Source organism: Archangium violaceum Cb vi76 (assembly GCF_000733295.1).
Taxonomy (GTDB): domain Bacteria; phylum Myxococcota; class Myxococcia; order Myxococcales; family Myxococcaceae; genus Archangium; species Archangium violaceum.
In genome coordinates, this window is the sequence record NZ_JPMI01000201.1 from 19,820 (window position 1) to 37,619 (window position 17,800).

The 17,800-nt window shown below is 69.2% G+C and carries 16 protein-coding genes; 3 read left to right on the plus strand and 13 right to left on the minus strand.

Translation table 11 applies throughout. The features are described from left to right. Position 1 precedes the first annotated feature (1 nt). The 12 genes from murC to mraZ are packed head-to-tail and all read right to left on the minus strand — an operon-like array spanning position 2 to position 13,622. The gene (gene murC / locus Q664_RS26620; protein ID WP_043401699.1) at positions 2-1,432 is read right to left on the minus strand and encodes a UDP-N-acetylmuramate--L-alanine ligase; all 1,431 of its coding nucleotides are present in this window, start codon (positions 1,430-1,432) and stop codon (positions 2-4) included. 13 nt (positions 1,433-1,445) lie between these two features. Beyond that, complete coding sequence (murG, locus tag Q664_RS26625) at positions 1,446-2,663, minus strand: undecaprenyldiphospho-muramoylpentapeptide beta-N-acetylglucosaminyltransferase (protein ID WP_043401702.1); 1,218 nt, start codon at positions 2,661-2,663, stop codon at positions 1,446-1,448. Then, positions 2,660-3,829, minus strand: coding sequence for a putative lipid II flippase FtsW (ftsW, locus tag Q664_RS26630; RefSeq protein WP_043401705.1), 1,170 nt, complete (start codon positions 3,827-3,829; stop codon positions 2,660-2,662). The genes murG and ftsW overlap by 4 nt, the downstream gene beginning before the upstream one ends. Before the next feature lie 4 nt (positions 3,830-3,833). Then, entirely contained in the window at positions 3,834-5,210 is a 1,377-nt protein-coding gene (gene murD, locus Q664_RS26635) for a UDP-N-acetylmuramoyl-L-alanine--D-glutamate ligase (protein ID WP_043401708.1), read from the minus strand. Between the two features lie 22 nt (positions 5,211-5,232). Then, entirely contained in the window at positions 5,233-6,414 is a 1,182-nt protein-coding gene (gene mraY / locus Q664_RS26640; protein ID WP_043401711.1) for a phospho-N-acetylmuramoyl-pentapeptide-transferase, read from the minus strand. After that, complete coding sequence (locus Q664_RS26645) at positions 6,415-7,815, minus strand: UDP-N-acetylmuramoyl-tripeptide--D-alanyl-D-alanine ligase (RefSeq protein WP_043401714.1); 1,401 nt, start codon at positions 7,813-7,815, stop codon at positions 6,415-6,417. A 22-nt stretch (positions 7,816-7,837) separates the two neighbouring features. Next, entirely contained in the window at positions 7,838-9,355 is a 1,518-nt protein-coding gene (locus Q664_RS26650) for a UDP-N-acetylmuramoyl-L-alanyl-D-glutamate--2,6-diaminopimelate ligase (protein ID WP_043401716.1), read from the minus strand. 49 nt (positions 9,356-9,404) lie between these two features. Beyond that, a complete protein-coding gene (locus Q664_RS26655) occupies positions 9,405-11,411 on the minus strand; it encodes a penicillin-binding protein (protein ID WP_043401868.1) in 2,007 nt (668 codons plus the stop codon). 13 nt (positions 11,412-11,424) lie between these two features. Beyond that, positions 11,425-11,835 (minus strand): cell division protein FtsL, encoded by a 411-nt coding sequence (gene ftsL / locus Q664_RS26660; RefSeq protein WP_043401719.1) that lies wholly within the window; start codon positions 11,833-11,835, stop codon positions 11,425-11,427. Next, a complete protein-coding gene (gene rsmH / locus Q664_RS26665) occupies positions 11,832-12,740 on the minus strand; it encodes a 16S rRNA (cytosine(1402)-N(4))-methyltransferase RsmH (protein ID WP_043401722.1) in 909 nt (302 codons plus the stop codon). The genes ftsL and rsmH overlap by 4 nt, the downstream gene beginning before the upstream one ends. A 7-nt stretch (positions 12,741-12,747) precedes the next feature. Further along, positions 12,748-13,125, minus strand: a complete 378-nt coding sequence (locus Q664_RS26670) for an STAS domain-containing protein (RefSeq protein WP_043401724.1) — start codon at positions 13,123-13,125, stop codon at positions 12,748-12,750. A 47-nt stretch (positions 13,126-13,172) separates the two neighbouring features. Next, positions 13,173-13,622: a division/cell wall cluster transcriptional repressor MraZ gene (gene mraZ / locus Q664_RS26675; RefSeq protein WP_043401725.1), complete on the minus strand. Its 450-nt coding sequence runs from the start codon at positions 13,620-13,622 to the stop codon at positions 13,173-13,175. A gap of 328 nt (positions 13,623-13,950) precedes the next feature. Here mraZ and Q664_RS26680 point away from each other — a divergent pair, with 328 nt between their 5' ends. Both Q664_RS26680 and Q664_RS26685 read left to right on the plus strand, forming a co-directional pair. Beyond that, positions 13,951-14,556 (plus strand): hypothetical protein, encoded by a 606-nt coding sequence (locus tag Q664_RS26680; RefSeq protein ID WP_152622361.1) that lies wholly within the window; start codon positions 13,951-13,953, stop codon positions 14,554-14,556. Positions 14,557-14,665: 109 nt separating this feature from the next. Beyond that, positions 14,666-15,388, plus strand: a complete 723-nt coding sequence (locus Q664_RS26685; protein WP_043401730.1) for a PilZ domain-containing protein — start codon at positions 14,666-14,668, stop codon at positions 15,386-15,388. 21 nt (positions 15,389-15,409) lie between these two features. Here Q664_RS26685 and Q664_RS26690 read toward each other — a convergent pair whose 3' ends face one another. Further along, positions 15,410-17,215 carry an acyl-CoA dehydrogenase family protein gene (locus Q664_RS26690; protein ID WP_052518704.1) on the minus strand — a complete coding sequence of 602 codons (1,806 nt, stop codon included), beginning with the start codon at positions 17,213-17,215 and terminating at the stop codon, positions 15,410-15,412. A gap of 145 nt (positions 17,216-17,360) precedes the next feature. On the opposite strand from Q664_RS26690, the gene Q664_RS26695 reads away from it, so the two are divergent. Further along, the gene (locus Q664_RS26695; protein WP_043401735.1) at positions 17,361-17,705 is read left to right on the plus strand and encodes a hypothetical protein; all 345 of its coding nucleotides are present in this window, start codon (positions 17,361-17,363) and stop codon (positions 17,703-17,705) included. Positions 17,706-17,800: the final 95 nt, after the last annotated feature.

Below are 17,800 nucleotides of genomic sequence, written 5' to 3' on the forward strand. Positions count from 1 at the left end.
CCTAGTCGCCCTTCGCCGTGCCGTGTTGCTTGAGGAGCTCCACGAGCTCGGGGCCCACCTGGGTAATGTCGCCGGCGCCCAGGGTGAGGACGATGTCGCCCTCGCGCAGCCGGGGCAGCAGCGCCTTGGCCAGCTCGGTGCGCTTCTCCACGAAGGTGACGTCGCGGTGGCCGTGGGCGCGGACGGCCTCGGCCAGGACGTCGCCGGTGGCGCCGGGGATGCGCTCCTCGCCCGCGGCGTAGACACTGGTGACGAAGACGACGTCCGCGTCGTTGAAGGAGGTGGCGAACTCGTTCAGCAGATCATGCGTGCGCGTGTAGCGGTGGGGCTGGAAGGCCACGACGGTGCGCCGGCCGAAGGCGCGCCGGGCACCCGCGAGCGTGGCCTGCACCTCGGTGGGGTGGTGCCCGTAGTCGTCCACCACGGTGACGCCGGCCGCCTCGCCGCGCACGGTGAAGCGCCGCTGCACGCCGCCGAACTCGGACAGGGCGCTGCGCACCACGTCCAGGGGGATGTCCATCTCCTCGGCCACGGCGATGACGGCCAGGGCGTTGAGGGCGTTGTGCGCGCCCACCATGCGGACGCGGAACTCACCGAGCGGCTCGTCGCGCCGGAAGGCCTCGAAACGGGTGGTGAAGCCCTCCAGCCGGATGCCCTCCAGCCGGTAGTCCGCCATGTGCGAGCTGCCGTAGGTGACGAAGCGCTTCTCCAGGCGCGGCAGCAGCGACTGGACGTTGGGGTTGTCCAGGCACAGGACGTTGAGGCCGTAGAAGGGCACGCGGTTGCAGAAGGCCGTGAAGGCGTCCTTCAGATTGTCCAGCGTGCCGTAGTGGTCCATGTGCTCCGGGTCGATGTTGGTGACCACGGTGATGGACGGGTGCAGGTGCAGGAAGCTGCCGTCGCTCTCGTCGGCCTCCACCACCATCAGCTCGCTCTTGCCCAGCTTGGCGTTGGAGTCGAGCACGTTCACCTTGCCGCCCACCACGGCCGTGGGATCCAGACCCGCGGCGGACATGACGGTGGCGACCATGGAGGTGGTTGTCGTTTTGCCGTGGCTGCCGGCGACGGCGACGGCGTATTTGAGCCGCATCAGCTCGGCGAGCATCTCCGCGCGGGGGATGACGGGAATCTTCCGCTGGCGCGCGGTGACGACCTCGGGGTTGTCCTTGCGCACCGCCGAGGAGATGACGACGACGTCCGCGTGGACGAGGTTGTCCGCGCGGTGGCCCTCGAAGATGGTGGCGCCCATGCCCTGCAGGCGGCGGGTGATGTCGCTGGCCTTGAGGTCCGAGCCGGACACCTTGTAGCCCTGGTTGAGCAGCACCTCGGCGATGCCGCTCATGCCGATGCCGCCGATGCCCACGAAGTGCACATGCGCGGCGTGGCGCGTCTTGAAGAGGCTCGCGGGCCTGGCGGGGCGGTTGTTCGTCACGGGTGTCGTCTCCTCAGACCTGCTTCTCGTTGCCGCCAGCCTGCGTCTCGCCGCCGCCGGGCGGCTTCTCGCCGCCGTTGGACTTCTTGGGCTTCTTGGGGTTGGGGTCCTCGCCGCGGGCCTCGGCCCGGCCGGAGGGCCCGTACGTCTTCACCATCAGGTCCACGAGCACGTCCGCCAGCTCCTTGGCGGCCTCGGGGCGCCCCAGCAGGCCGGCCTTCTTCTCCATCTGGCGGCGCTTCTCCGGGTCGTCCTTGAGGCGGCGGATCTCCGCGGCCAGCTGCTGCCCCGTCAGCTCCGACTCGCGGAACATGAGGGCCGCGCCCGCCTTCACCAGCGCCTGGGCATTCACCTCCTGGTGGTTGTCCGTGGCGAAGGGGAACGGGATGAGGATGCTGGCCTTCTTGGCCACCGTCAGCTCCGACAGCGTGGTGGCACCCGCCCGGCAGACGACGAGCTCCGCCTTGGCGTAGGCGCTGGACATGTCCTCGATGTACTCCACCACCTGGGCCTGGGCCTCGAAGCCCTTGTCCGCGTAGCCCTTGCGCACCGTCTCCAGGTCGTTCTTGCCCGTCTGGTGGACGATGTGGAGCTGCTCCTTGATGTCCTGGAGGTGGTCCAGCGCGTCGATCATCCGCTGGTTGATGCCACGGGCCCCGAGGCTGCCGCCGAAGACGAGCAGGGAGAACTTCTCGTGCGCCACGCGCGAGCGCAGGAAGTTCTCCATCAGCTTGCGGCGGATGGGGTTGCCCACGAGCTGCACCTTGCGCGAGGGGAAGAAGTGGGCGGCGTCCTCGAAGGCGGTGAAGACGACACGGACGAACTTGCCGAGCACCTTGTTGGTGAGCCCCGGCAGCGCGTTCTGCTCCTGCACGGCGGTGGGGATGCCCATCAGCGCAGCGGCGAGCACCACCGGGCCGCTGGCGTAGCCGCCCACGCCCACCACCACGTCCGGCTTCTGGCGCTGGAGGATGCGGATGGACTCGATGAAGGACATGGGCAGCGCGAGCAGGCCCTTGATGAGGCCCAGCAGGCCCTTGCCCTTGAGGCCCTGCGCCCGGATGGTCTCCAGCGGGTAGCCCTCGCGGGGAACCACGCGGGCCTCGAGGCCGCGCTCGGTGCCCACGAACACCACCTGGTTGGCGTGGTGGCGCGTCACCACCTCTTCGGCCAGGGCGATGCCCGGGTAGAGATGACCGCCCGTACCGCCTCCCGCGATGAGCACCTTCACGCCGCCACCTCCCTCATGTCACCGCCGGAGCGCAGGGTCCGGTTGCCAGCACCCTCGGCGCTGGCACTGAGCGAGAGCAATACACCGGCCGCCCCCATGAGCACCACCAGGGAGGTACCTCCGTAGGACACGAACGGAAGCGTCAGTCCTTTAGTGGGCAACAACCCCATGGCCACGCACATATTGACCGTGGCCTGGAAAGCGATGATGGAGGTGAGGCCCAGGCCCAGGTACGTGCCGAACGCCTCCGGGGCCGCGAGGCTCGCGCGGATGCCGCGCCAGATGACGATGCCGTAGAGCGACACCAGCAGCACCACCCCCACCAACCCCAGCTCCTCGCCGATGATGGCGAAGATGAAGTCCGTATGGGCCTCGGGGAGGAAGAAGAGCTTCTGCCGGCCGTCGCCCAGTCCCAGGCCGGTGAGGCCACCCGAGCCGATGGACATGAGGGACTCGGCCACCTGGTAGCCGATGTCGTGGCGGTGGGCCCACGGGTCCAGGAAGGCCAGCACGCGCTTCATGCGGTAGGGGCTGCTGGCGATGGCCGCGTACGCCAGGGGCAGCGCCAGCAGCACCGAGCCCACCAGGTAGCTCAACTTCGTGCCCGCGGCGAACAGCAGCGCGAAGAGCAGGAACACCAACAGCACCGAGCTGCCGAAGTCCGGCTGCAACATACAAAGGCCCACCAGCAGGCCGCACAACATCAGGTGCGGGAGGAAGCCCACGGAGAAGCTGGCCACCTTCTCGCGCTTCTTGGCCAGCGAGTACGAGAGGTAGACGACCCAGGCCACCTTGGCCACCTCGGCCGGCTGCAGGCCGAAACCCGGGAAGCGGATCCACCGCCGCGCGCCGCCCGCCGTGGTGCCAATGCCCGGGATGAGCACCAGCACCAGCAGCACCAGCGTCACCAGCAGCAGCGGGTACGCGAGCCGCGCCAGCCGGCGCCAGCCCACCTTCATGCCCACCGCCATCGCCACCACACCCATGCCGGCCGCCACGAGCTGCCGGTTGAGGAAGTAGAGGCTGTCACCCAGCTTGTCCTGGGCCATGACGGCGCTCGCCGAGTACACCATCACCAGGCCGAGCGACACGAGCGACAGGACGGCGCACAGGAGCAGCGGATCGAACCGCACCGGGGCGGAGGACGGAGCGGCAATGGCCTTCATGGGCTCAGAGCTCCCTCACGAGGCGTTTGAACGTGTCGCCCCGGTGCTCGAAGTTCTGGAATTGATCGTAGGAGGCGCATGCGGGCGACAAAAGTACAGTGTCGCCGGATCCTGCCAGGGCCCTGGCCCGCCGTACAGCTTCCGCGAGCGTCTCGCAGGCGTAGACGGGACAGCTGCCCTCGTACGCCTGGGCGATCGTCCCGGCGTCCTGGCCGATGGTGAGCACGCCCTTCACCTTGCCGCGGCCCTCGTCGACCATGGGCTGGTAGGGAGCGCCCTTGCCCTTGCCGCCGGCGATGAGGAGCACGTCCTTCTGGAAGGCGCGCAGGGCCACCAGCACCGAGTCCACGTTGGTGGCCTTGGAGTCGTTCACCCACTCCACGCCCTCCAGCACGCGCACGCTCTCCAGCCGGTGGGGCAGACCCGGGTAGCTGTCCAGTCCGGCCTGCACCGCCTCGTGCGCCACGCCGGCCAGCCGCGCCAGCAGCGCCGCCGCCATGGCGTTCTGCGCGTTGTGGGCCCCGCGCAGCGCGCGGTTGGTGAGGGTGAAGGACTCGCCCGTCTCCCCCGCCCCCTCGAAACGGAAGCCACCGGGCCGAGCCACCGCCATGCCCGCGAGCTTCGGCGCCGCGGCCACCGGACGCCCGGTGAGGCTGAAGCCGTAGACGGGCACCTTCGCGGCCTCGGCCAGCCGCAGCACGTGCGCGTCGTCCGCGTTCACCACGACGAAGTCACCCTCCGCCTGGTTGCGGAAGATGCGGGCCTTGGCCTCGCCGTAGGCCTCGTGGCTCGCGTACCGGTCGATGTGGTCCGGCGTGAGGTTGAGGAGGGTGGAGCCCTTGGGCCGCAGGGTGTCGATGCCCTCGAGCTGGAAGCTGGAGAGCTCCACCACCAGCGCGTCCCAGTCATTGGGGGACAGGGCCGCCTCTGCCAGCGGGCGCCCGAGGTTGCCGCCCACGAAGGTGCGCCGGCCACCGCGCGAGAAGAGCTCCCCGGTGAGCGCCGTGGTGGTGCTCTTCCCGTTGGTGCCGGTGATGCCGATGAACGGCAGGTGCGAAAGGTAGCGCCCGGCCAGTTCCACCTCGCCCCAGACGGGCACGCCCGCGGCGCGCGCCTTCTGGATGTCCGGCAGCGCCAGCGGCACGCCCGGGCTCACCACCACGAGTTGCTGCGACTCCAGCAGCCCCGGCGGCGTGGGGCCGGTGACGAGCGTCACGCCCCGCGCCTTCAGCTCGCGCGCCGTGTCGCCCAGGGCGTCCTCGGTGCGAGCGTCCAGCGCCGTCACCCGCGCGCCCTTCGCCAGCAGGAGGCGGATGGCCGCCAACCCGCTCTTGGCGAGCCCATACACCACTGCCTTCCGGTCCTTCAGGTCGGGCGTCATGCGCGCCACCCCTCCACACTGCCTACCGAAGCTTGAGCGACAGAATCGCCACGCCTCCACAGAGGATGGCGACGATCCAGAAGCGGACGATGATCTTCGGTTCCGCCATGCCCTTCAGCTCGAAGTGGTGGTGCACCGGCGCCATCTTGAAGACGCGTTTGCCGGTGAGCTTGAAGGACGTCACCTGGATCATCACGCTGAGGATCTCCGCGAAGAAGACCCCGTGGATGATGGCGGAGACCACCTCGTTCTTGGACAGCACCGCCAGCCCGCCCAGTGCACCGCCCAGCGCGAGCGAGCCGATGTCGCCCATGAAGACGGAGGCCGGGTAGGCGTTGAACCAGAGGAACGAGATGCCAGCGCCCACGATGCTGGCGCAGAAGACGGCCAGCTCGGCACCACCGGGCACCTCGGGGACACCGAGGTAGCGCCACAGGGGCACGCCCACCACCCGCGTCACGCCCTCCACCGTCTCCACGTCGGCGATGCGCGTCAACGAGCCCGCCACGTAGCAGAGGATGGCGAAGGTGGAGGCCGCGATGATGGTGGGCATGATGGCCAGGCCGTCCAGACCGTCCGTCAGGTTGACGGCGTTGGACGTGCCCACCACGACGATCCACGCGAAGAACACGTAGAACCAGCCGAAGTCCGGGTTGAACCAGTGCGTGGGCACGAAGGGCAGCGTGAGCTTCGTGTCGATGAGCAGCTTCGGCCCCGTGAAGGCGCCATCCGGCCCCGTCCACGTGCACATGAGCCCGAAGATGGCCACCAGGTAGAAGAAGGTCTGGAGGACGATCTTGTACCGGCCCGCCAGGCCCTTGGAGTTGCGCTTGGACAGCTTGAGCCAGTCGTCCAGGAAGCCGATGAAGCCATAGCCCAGGGTGAGCAACAGCGCCGCCCACACCGCGCGGCTCTTCAGGTCCGCGAAGACGAAGGTGCCGAACGCGATGCACATGAGGATGAGCGCGCCACCCATGGAGGGCGTGCCCTTCTTCTTCTGGTGCGTGTCCGGGGTGTCCTCGCGCACGTTGCTCTGCCCGTGCTGCTTGAGGCGCAGCCAGGCGATGAGCCTCGGGCCCACGAACATGCCCAGCAGCAGCGAGGCCACCGCCGCCGCGACGATGCGGAAGGTGGGGTAGCGCAGGAAGTTCAGCAACCGGGCCGCGTCCGTGCCCTGAATCCACTCGTAGATGAGGAGCAGCACCTAGTGGCTACCTCCAGGCGCGGCGGCACCCGTCAGGCCCGCCACGACCCGCTCGAGCCGCATGCCACGGCTCGCCTTGACCAGCACCACGTCGCCGGCCCTCAACCGGGGCTGCAACCAGGCCAACAGCGGCTCCACCTCGGTGAAGTGCGCCGCGTTGTCACCCAGCCCCGCCGCCTCGTACCCCTTGCGCGAGCGAGGCCCGAAGAAGGCCACCAGGTCCGCCTTGCCCGCCGCCAGCGTGCCCAGCTGCGCGTGCTCCTCCAGCTCGCCGGGCCCCAGCTCCAACATGTCCCCGAGCACCGCCACCTTCCGGCCACCGGGCTGCACCAGCGAGCGCAGCGTGTCCAGCGCCGCGGCCATGGAGGCCGGGTTGGCGTTGTAGCAGTCGTCCACCACGGTGACGCCGTGCAGGCCGTCCACCACGTTGAGCCGGCGCGCGTACGGCCTCGCCGCCTCCAGGCCCTTCACGCACTCCTCGGGGGAGTAGCCCAGGGCCACCGCCAGCGCGAAGGCGCCCGTGGCGTTGAGGGCGTTGTGCTCGCCGATGAAGGACAGCTTCACCGGCCAGTCCCGGCCCTGGTAGTGCACCGTGACGGCCAGGCCCTCGCGGCCGCGCGGCGTGACGCCCGCCAGCCGCACGTCCGCGTTGGCGGCCCGGCCGAAGGTGAGCTTCTTCGCCCGGCTGCGCGCCGCCTGCGGCGGAATGAGCGGGTCATCCACGTTCACCACGGCCACGGCCTCGGGCGGCAGCTCGCGGAACATCTCGCCCTCCGCCTCGGCCACGCCCTCGATGCTGCCCAGGCCCTCCAGGTGCTCGGGCTGGATGATGGTGATGACGGCCGCGTCCGGCTTCGACACGCGGGTGAGCCGCGTCATCTCGCCGGGACGGTTCATCCCCATCTCCACCACGGCCGCCACGTGCGAGGGCTCCAGGCGGAACAGCGTCAGGGGCACCCCCACCTCGTTGTTGAGGTTGCCCTCCGTCTTCAGCGCGGAACCCCGGACGGCCAGGATGGCGCCCACCATCTCCTTGGTGGTCGTCTTCCCGTTGGAGCCACCCACGGCGCCCACCGGAATCCGGAAGCGCTCGCGGTGCGCACGCCCCAGCCCGCCGAGCGCCGCCAGGGTGTCCTCCACCTCGTAGAGAGCGAAGCCCTCCGGGAGCTGGGGGAGCGCCCTGCCCTTCTTCACCACGGCGCCGGCCGCCCCTGCACTGGCGGCCTGCGCGAGGAAGTCGTGCGCATCGAAGCGCTCGCCCTGCAGCGCCACGAAGAGGCACCCGGGCACCAGGGCCCGGGTATCGGTGCAGACGGCCGTGAACTCCGCCGCCGGCTGAGCGCCGCGACGGGTGGCCCCGGCCGCCTGTACCACCTGCTCGTCCGAGAATCGTACGGGCATAGAAAGGGTCCGCGGCTCTCCGTCAGGTACGGATGGCGAGCGCCCGGGCCGCGACCTCGCGGTCATCGAAGGAGCGCTTCTCGGTACCGATGATCTGGTACGTCTCGTGCCCCTTGCCGGCGATGAGGACCACGTCGTCCTCCTTCGCCAGGGAGATGGCCGTCTCGATGGCGGCCTTGCGGTCCGCGTCCACGAGGTAGCCCTTCTCCCCGCTCTTGGCCTTGCCCGCGGAGATGCGGCGCATCCCGATCTTCTCCAGGCCCGGCGTCACCTGCGAGATGATGTCCTCGGGATCCTCGGTGCGCGGGTTGTCGCTCGTCACCACGGCCAGGTCCGCGGCCTCGGCGGCCGCCGTGCCCATGAGCGGACGCTTGCCCTGGTCCCGGTCCCCACCGCAGCCGAACACCACGATGACGCGGCCCTTGGCCATGGCCCGCGCCGCCTCGAGCGCGCGCTTGAGGGCGTCATCCGTGTGCGCGTAGTCCACCAGCACCGCCGGCGCCTGCGCGGGGCCGTGGTTCTCCACCCGCTCCATGCGGCCGGGCACGCTGCCCATGCGCTCGATGCCCAGCTGCACGTCCTTGCGGCGAGCGAAGCCCGCGCCCAGCGCCAGACCGGCCGCCGCGAGGATGTTCTCCAGGTTGTGCGGCCCCAGCAGCCGGCTCTTCACCGGGATGTCACCGGCGGGCGTCTTCAGCACGCCCTTGATGCCCTGCAGGCTGAAGGACGCGTCCGCGGCGGAGATCTCCCCGTTGCCCAGGCGGCTGAACTTCCACGCCATGCGCTTCTGGCCGCGCAGCTCGTTGTAGATGCGGGTGCCGTAGGTGTCGTCCCCGTTGACCACCGCCACGCCCGTCTGGGAGAGGTTCTCCACGAAGAGCTTGCGCTTGGCCTGGAAGTACTCCTCCAGGTCCTTGTGGTAGTCGAGGTGATCCCTCGTCAGGTTGGTGAAGGCCGCGGCCTTGAAGGTGATGCCGTGCACACGCTCCTGCAGCAGGGCGTGGCTGGACACCTCCATCACCACCGTCTCCACGCCCGCGTCCACCATCTCCTTGAGGATGCGGTGCAACTCCAGCGGGTCTGGCGTGGTGTGGGCCGTGGGGTGGAACTGGCCGCCCACCTTGTAGCCCAGCGTGCCAATGACGCCCGTGGAGGAGTAGGCCGCGGTGGCCATCGCCTCGAGCAGATAGGTGGTGGTCGTCTTCCCGTTGGTGCCCGTAACCCCCAGCATGGTGAGCTTGTCGGCGGGCCGGCCATGGAAATTGGCCGCGATGAGCGCCAGCGCCTTGCGGGCGTTGGACACCTTGAAGAAGGGCACCTGCGAGGACAGGGACTTCTCCGACACCACCGCCACGGCCCCGCGAGATACGGCCTCACCCACGAACTGGGCGCCGTCCTCCTTCGTGCCCGGCACGGCGACGAACAAGTCGCCCGGCTTCACCTTGCGAGAGTCCTGCGACACCCCCGTCACGTCGACCGGGGTCCGGCCGCCCGAGGTCTGCTCGGCACCACACCCTGCAAGGACATCCGTCAGCTTCATCGTTTCCCCTTCACATGCAGCCGCAGCGAGGCTGAGCTGTCCCGCGGCCTCATTGCCGCGCCGCCAGCTCCAGCGTCACTCGCGCACCCTTCTCCACCAGCGCACCGGCGGCGGGACTCTGCGAAACAACGCGTCCACTACCCAACAATCGAGGCTCCAGGGCCGAGGAGAGCAGCTTCGTCACCGCCTCGCGCCCCGCCTGACCCACAACATCCGGAACGCGGACGGAGCCAGGCTCCACGTTCTCGGTGACTGCCTCCGACACCATGGGCTGAGCCGTCTCCGCACTCGAGGGAGGGGGCTGGGCGGCCGCCACCGGCAGGGCGGTGGACGGCAGCGGCACCTCTCGCGAGGGAGGGACGGCCAGGTGGGCCATGGCGGCGGTAGCGATTTCCTTGAAAGCAGGGGCGGCCACCTTTCCCCCGTACACGTCCGTCTTGGGCTCGTCCACAATCACGAGAATGACGGCGCGAGGATTCTCGGCCGGTACCACGCCCACGAAGGAGGCGAGCCGCTTGTCGGAATACCCCCGGGCCACCGGATCCGCCTTCTGGGCGGTGCCCGTCTTGCCGGCCACCCGGTAGTCCTCCATGGCGGCCTTGGGGGCGGTCCCCTCCTTGGTGACCACGCTTTCGAGCATGGAGATGACCTTCTTCGCGGTGGCGGCCGAGACGGCCTGGCGCACCTCGGTGGGCCGGTTCTCCAGTAGCACCACCCCGTCCGGGTCCACCACCTTGGAGACGAGGTAGGGGCGCATCAGCACGCCGTTGTTGGCCAGCGCGCCCCAGGCGGCGGCCATCTGCACGGCGGTGGCGCTCATTCCCTGCCCGAAGGACTGGGTGGCCAGCGACACTTCCGCCTTGGGGAAGGGAATGGAGCCCTTGCCCTCGCCGGGCAGCGCCAGCCCGGTGCGCTCGCCGAAACCGAAGTCGCGGTAGGACTTCACCAGCCGCTCCCGGCCCAGCTGCTGGGCAATCTTGGCGGAGCAGATGTTGGAGGACTCGCGCAGCACCACCTGCGGGGTGAGCCAGCCGAGCGGGTGGGTGTCGTGGATGGTGTGCCGGCCAATGTTCCACGCGCCATTCTCGCAGAAGAAGAGGTCCTCCGGCTTGATGACCTTCTCATCCAACGCACTGGCCACGACGAAGGCCTTCATCGTCGAGCCGGGCTCGAAGACATCGAGCGCGGCGCGGTTGCGCATGCTGGCCCGCGCCTCCTTCTCGGGGGCGTTGGGGTTGAAGCGCGGGTGGTTGGCGATGGCGAGGATCTCCCCCGTCTTCGGCTCCAGCACGATGACCATGCCCGCCACCGCCTTGGCCTCCTCCACCGCGCGGCTCAGGGCCCGCTCGGCGACGAACTGGAGGTGGCGGTCGATGGTGAGGGTGACGGAGGCGCCCTGGCGCTCGATGGTGTCCGGAGCGCCGGAGACGAGCAGCTTGCGGCCCTTGGCGTCGCGGAAGCCGGACAGGCGCGAGTTCTGCCCGGACAGCTCGTCCTCGAAGGCCAGCTCCAGGCCCTCGAGGCCGTGGCCGTCCAGGCCCACCATGCCCACCACGTGCGCGCCCAGCTCCTTCTGCGGGTAGAAGCGCTTGGGCTCCTTGGTGAAGCCGAAACCGGGCAGCCCCAGGGCCTTCACCGCCTCCACCTCCCGGGGCGTCACCTGACGCTTCACCCAGGCGAAGCGCCGGGCACGGGCGAGCCGGGCGTGCAGCTCCTCCACGTCCAGCTTGAGCACCTTCGCGAGCGAGCGCGCGGCCTGCTTCACGTCCGGCAGCATGGAGGGGTCCACCCAGATGGAGTCCACCTCCACGCTCTGGGCGAAGGGCGTGCCGCGGCGGTCGAAGATGTCACCACGGCGGGCGGGGATCTCAATCTGGCGGACGTACTGATCCTGGGCGAGCCCGCGCAGCTTGTCGCGCTCGAACACCTGGAGCTGCACGGCGCGTCCGAAGGCGGCCAGCAGCAGGGTGACGAAGAAGAAGGCGAGCAGCTTCACGCGAAGCCGCAGCCACTTCTGGTTGGGCTCGGGAGCCCGCGCCGATTTGAAGTCCCTCACGGCCAGCCCCCCCTCAGTGCGGTGCACCGCGATCGGCCACGCGGACGCTCCGGGCGTCACGGGCCTCCACGCGGGCGTTGCGCTTCTTGCCCGCCGGCTCCGCCGGAAGGGCGATGACGAGCGAGCCCGCGGGCATGGACATGCCGAGCTTCTCGCGCGCCAGCTTCTCCAGCCGCGCCGGGTTCTTCAGCGTGGCCAGCTCCAGCTTCAACCGGTCGTTCTCCCGGATGAGGGCGCGCTCCTCGGCCTCGGCCTTGGAGAGGCGGTAACCCATGTCCACCACCAGCACGCGGCTCGCCACGTGGACGAAGCCCACGGCGGCGAAGAGGGCGAAGAGGAACACCGCGGGCAGCAGGTGCAGCAGCACCTCCCCCACCGACACTCCACTCCCACTGCCACGAGACACGGGCTTGCTGCGGCTCATCGAATCTTCTCCACCACGCGCAGGTGCGCGCTCCGGGCACGGGGGTTGGCGGCAATCTCCTCGTCCGAGGGCGCGATGGCCTTGCGCGACACCAGGGTGAAGTCACCCTGGCCGCCACAAGCGCACACCGGAAACCCGGGAGGGCACTTGCAGCTGCCCACCATGTCCCGGAAGGTCTCCTTCACCTTCCGGTCCTCGAGCGAGTGGAACGAAATGACGGCGGCGCGGCCCCCCACCTTCAGCAGCCGGGGCAGTGCGGCGAGCAGGGACTCCAGGGACTCCAGCTCCTGGTTCACCGCCATGCGCAGCGCCTGGAAGGTGCGGGTGGCCACGTGAATCTTGTTGGGCCAGGCCTTGCGCGGCACGGCGCGCTTGACGGCCTCGGCGGCCTCCAGGGTGCGCGTGGGCAGCGAGCGCTTCAGCTCCCGGGCGATGGGCCGGGCGAAGGGCTCCTCACCGTACTCCTCGAGGATGCGGCGCAGCTCCGCCTCGTCCTCCTCGGCGATGAGCTCGGCGGCGGTGCGGCCCGTGTCGCCCATGCGCATGTCCAGCGGGCCCTCCTTCTGGAAGGAGAAGCCACGCTCGGCCACGTCGAGCTGGGGCGAGGACACGCCCAGGTCCACCAGCACGCCATCCACCGGAAGCAGATCCGTGGCCACCTCGAGCAGGTCCCCGAAGTTGCCCTGCCGGGCGCTGAAGGCCGGGTACGCGGCGAGCCGGACGCGGGCGGCCTGGAGCGCGACCGGATCCCGGTCCACGCCCAGCACGGTCGCACCCCGGGCGAGAAGCGCCTCGGAGTGACCACCACCACCCAGTGTGCCGTCGATGATCACCTTCCCCGCTCCCGGTCGAAGGACGTCCACCGATTCATTCAGGAGGACGGTCTGGTGGCTGAAGTCAGCCAAGGGGCGCCTAGACGAACGGGGCCCGCGCGAGCGCGAAGGCGGCCCGGGCATCGTTCATATGCGGGTAGAGCTCGAAGACATCATGAGCGCCCGCGGCCCGGAGGATGGCGGCCAGGTAGGGAGACAGCCCGGACAACTTGATGTCCCCGCCGGCCTTGCGGAAGGCCTCGGCACGGGCCACCAGGGGCTTCACGCCGCGGTAGTCCAGGTGGCACACCTCGGCGAGGTCCAGCACCACGTTGCGGAGGCCCCGCTGCATGCGCAGCCCGAGCTCCTCGCAGAGCTGGGTGAGGTCCTTCTCCAGAAGCTCCCCCTCGAGCATGAGGGTCTCCACGCGCCCACTGGAGACCGCGCGGATGCCCTGTGCTTCGGCTGCCTGGTTCATGACACCACCTTCCCGGGTTTCCCGCTTCCCGTCGAAAATTCAACCCACTACTGGCGCAGCTCGGTGAGCACGCGCATGACGTCCGCGCTGGAGGCTTCCTTGCGCGCCTCCTCCTGGGCCCTGGCCCAGCCCTCGCGGCTCCACAGTTCGATCACCTTCACCATCCCCGCCCACACCAGCTCCTTGTCCAACCCCGCGTGGGCGCGCAGCGACGGCGGAATCAGCACGCGCCCGAGCTTGTCGAGCGGGCACTCCTGCGCACTGGCCACGTAGAGCCGCATGAGCGTCTTCACCCCTGGCTCCATCGGGTTGCGCCTGGCGAGCGCCGCCTCGAGCTGCTCCCACTCGCGCACCGGGTAGGCATGGAGACAGGGGTCCAACGCCGTCGTGATGATGAGGCGCTCGTCGTACGAGCCCACGAGCGTCTCGCGCAGCCGTGCCGGGAGGCTGGTGCGCCCCTTCGCGTCGATCTGGTGCTCATAGACGCCTCGGAACACGCGAAGAAGTCCACCCTGTCAGCCCGGCCGATCCACATGACGCCACCCGTTCCCACTCCGATCCACTTTGGGCGGCGGAAAATACGCGCGGCCCCCTACCCGGTCAAGAAATGCAACAGGCGCGTACAGGTCCGTGTCGGGCGGGAAAACCCGAGGAGGGGGGCGCGGGTGGGGGGCGCGGGTGGGAACGAGTGGATCGGCGGGTGCGGAATTGACCCCGGCCAGAGGGCTCTGCATTACTGCCGCCCGCTGAGCGCCTGTGCAGGGCCGCTCACACCTCGCATCCCGGCCGGGGGGCGGGGACCTCACAGAAAATGAAGGTGCACGCATGAACCGCTTGACTCGTCTGATGGTGCTCTCCGCGATGACCCTGGGCCTGGTGGCCTGTGGTGGTGCGAAGCTGGGCGGTGGCAAAGAGGGTGCAGCCCAGGCCGCCTTCCAGGCGTCTCAGCCGGTGGGTCGCAACAGCAACAAGTCCGCGGATGCCCTGGTGAGGCAGGCACTTGCCAGCGGCGCCCTCACCGCATCTGTCTCCTATAAGTGCCACACGAGCGGCGAAGTGAGCTGGAGCGTGGACCTGACCAACGTCGGCCAGAACGGCACCTTGAGCTACGACGTCAACTACGATGGCTGCAACGAGGACGGGAAGAACGAGTACAACGGCAAGATGGCGTACGCGATGCGCTTCGCCATCGACCCGACCCTCCAGCGCTTCGCGTTCATCACCACGATGAAGGGCAAGCTGAGCATCGAGGGCGAGATCTCCGACTACATCGAAGCGGACGTGGCCCTGAGCATGGAACTCACCGCCACCTCGGCGCACTCCGGCAACGTGTCGCTGGTACTCGATGGCACCATCAAGACGTCCGAGGGCAGCCACGTGTACACCAAGGAGACCCTCTCCATCACCGCTGGCGAGCTGCCGAAGACCTAGTCGCCCGCCCGCTGTCGCTTTTCCGAGGCCGGACTTCCAAGCTGGAGGCCCGGCCTTGCTTTTGCCCTATGATCCACCCGCCGAGTCCTTACAGGGGAGCACCGCTGCCATGAGCCAGAACGCGACGAACCGAGCCCACGGCGAGGTACGCCTCAAGGTGGCCTACAAGAAACCCGAGGCGCTGCTGAGCGAGTACACGCGCAGCATCGGACGGGGAGGCGTGACCCTGCAGACACAGAAGAGCCTGCCAGTGGGAACGCGCTTCGTCTTCGAGATGCACAACCCCGGGGTGGCCGCGCCGGTGGAAGTGGTGGGCGAGGTGGTGCGGGTGACGGCGCAGCCCAACGGGCGCCACATGATCACCGTGAAGTACGACCCGGGGCAGGATCGAGGCGGACTGGACGCGGTGCTGCAGCGCATCTTCGATCTCCAGGAGTTCGAGAAGCTGCGGCGTTACCCGCGCGTCCCGCTGCACCTGCCGGCGATGGAGGAGGAGACGCCCTTCGCGCCGCCCTTCTTCGTGAGGGATCTGTCGCGGGGAGGGGTGGGCCTGGAGGTGGAGGCGCCCGCGCTGCCGGCCTCGGTGAAGGTGGGCATGCCCTTCCTGCTGGAGATGGACCTGGCGCTGGGCACGATGATGCTGCACGGCGAGGTGGCGTGGACGTCGGCGGGAGGGCCCGAGGTGCTGCCCACCTTCGGCGTCACCTTCGGCACCCTGCTCCCGGACTCGGCGGAGCGGCTGGAGAAGCTGCTGTCGCTCGAGTCCATGCCGCCCGCGCCCTGGCGCGCCCGCGTCTGCTTCGGCATGGACGCGGTGATGCGCATGCCGTGAGCGGGAACGCTCCTCCGGGCCCTACACCGCGGACAACGGATAGCCGCTGGCCTTCTCCACGGCCTGGAGGATCGTCTCGCGCAGTTCCACCGGATCGTACGGCGTGAAGAGCTCCAGCCGCGCCACCTTCGCCAGGTGCTCCTCGAGCGCGTCACCCTTCACGGTGGCGCACAGCGCGCGCCGGGCCCGGGCGTAGGACTGGACGTTGGCCTCGGTGGCGAACTGCCGCGCCATCGCCACCCGCACCGCGTCCAGCTTCCCCTCCCCCGCCGCCTGACGCGTGCGCGTCACCACCGAGTCCAGCGCGTACGCGTCCATCACGATGTCCGCCACCGTGGCCAGCACCTCCTGGCGCTGCTCGATCTCCGCCCCGAACGTCTCCGCCGCCACCTTCAGCGTGTAGATCGCCAGGCGCTTGAGGTTCTCCGCCGCCTGCTCCTCCGCGGCCAGCTCGTCCTGCACCCGCGCCTTCGGCAGCCGCTCCGCCGTCAGGTCCTCGTCCACCGCCTGCGCCACCTCGAAGAGCGGCAGCGTGCCCTTCATCGTGCGCTTGAGCAGCATCCCCGCGATGAGCATCCGGTTGATCTCATTGGTGCCCTCGAAGATGCGGTTGATGCGTGCATCCCGGTAGGCGCGCTCCACCGGGTACTCCTCGATGTAGCCCGCGCCACCGTGGATCTGCACCGCGTCGTCCACCACGTACCCGAGCGCCTCCGAGCCGTACACCTTCATGATGGAGGACTCGATGGCGTACTCCTCGATGGCGGCGATGAGGCGCGCGGAATAGTCGGCGGCCGTCTTGTCCGCCCCCGCCATCACCGCGTCCACCAGGCCCGACGTGCGGTACGTCATGCTCTCCACCGCGTGGATGAGCGTGGTCATCCGCGCCAGCTTCTCCCGGGTGAGCGGGAAGCTCGCGATGGCCGTCTGGAACTGCTTGCGCTCCTGCGCGAAGAGCAGCGCGTTGCGCAGTTGCAGCTTCATGCCGCCGAGCACGCCCGCGCCCAGCTTGAGCCGCCCGTAGTTGAGGATGTTGAAGGCGATCTTGTGCCCCTTGCCCACCTCGCCGAGCAGGTTCTCGCGGGGAATCCGCGCGTCCTCGAAGTAGAGCGGGCACGTGGAGGAGCCGCGGATGCCCATCTTGTGCTCCTCGGGCCCCACGGTGAAGCCGGGCGAGCCCCGCTCCACGATGAAGCCGGTGAACTTGTCGCCGTCCACCTTGGCGAACACCACGAACACGTCCGCGAACGCCGCGTTGGTGATGTAGAGCTTGGAGCCGTTGAGGATCCACTCCTTGCCATCCGGGGACAGCACGGCCTTCGTCCTGGCCCCGAGCGCATCCGAGCCACTCCCCTGCTCCGTGAGGGCGTAGGCCGCCACGAGCTCGCCGGTGGCCAGCTTCGGCAGGTACTTCTGCTTCTGGGCCTCGTTGCCGAACCAGACGATCGGTAGCGTGCCGATCCCCGTGTGCGCGCCAAAGGACACGGACCAGGAGCCCTGCAGGCTCATGGCCTCGGCGATGAGCAGCGAGGTGGTCTTGTCCAGGCCCAGGCCGCCGTGGGCCTCGGGGATGTCGATCATCAACAGGCCCAGCTCGCCCGCCCGGCGCAGCAGGTCGCGCAGCAGCGCGTTGTCCTTGGCCTCGATCTTCTCGGCCTGGGGGAGGACCTGCTCGGTGGAGAACTGGAGGGCCGTCTTCAGGTAGAGACGCTGCTCCTCGGTGAACAGCTCGGGTGTGGTGATGCGCACCGAGCCCACGTCGTTGAACAGGAAGGCCCCCCCGACGGGGACCGCACCGGAACGGGCCTGCTCGAGCACTGCTGCCATTCGGAATCCTCCAGGAGCTTGCCTCCTCGCTCGGGAGGCAGTTGTGCCACCGCGCCGGGCAAGATATGGCGCGGTGCATCAGGGCGGTAGTAGCGACAGGCCCGCCCCTTCTCAACCGAGTTGGACTCGCGGAGGAAGTGACGCCATGAAGCTGCGCTGGAACGTGCTGGGAGCCGTGCTGCTGGGACTGGGACTCGTGGGCTGTGGTGCGACGGTGGGCGACGCCTGCACCACGGACGCCGACTGTGGCGACAAGGGCTTCTGCATCAACAACCAGGCCTTCACCCCGGGAGGCTACTGCTCGCAGTCCTGCGTGCCCGGCAAGGACGAGACCTGCCCCACGGGCAGCAGCTGTGTGAGCAAGGGCTACGCGGAGGACGTGTCCGCCTGCTTCCTCGAGTGCACCTCGGATGATGACTGCCGCACGGGCTACAAGTGCACGGGCGGTTTCCAGGGCAATCCCCTCTCCGTCTGCGTGGCCGGAAACTGAGCCCTCCGGGGCCGTGCACCCCGCGCGGCCTCCCTCGTACGCTGTCCTGCGAGCCAGCCGCATCTCCGAGGGTGCGGCTGCTCATCCCCGGAGAC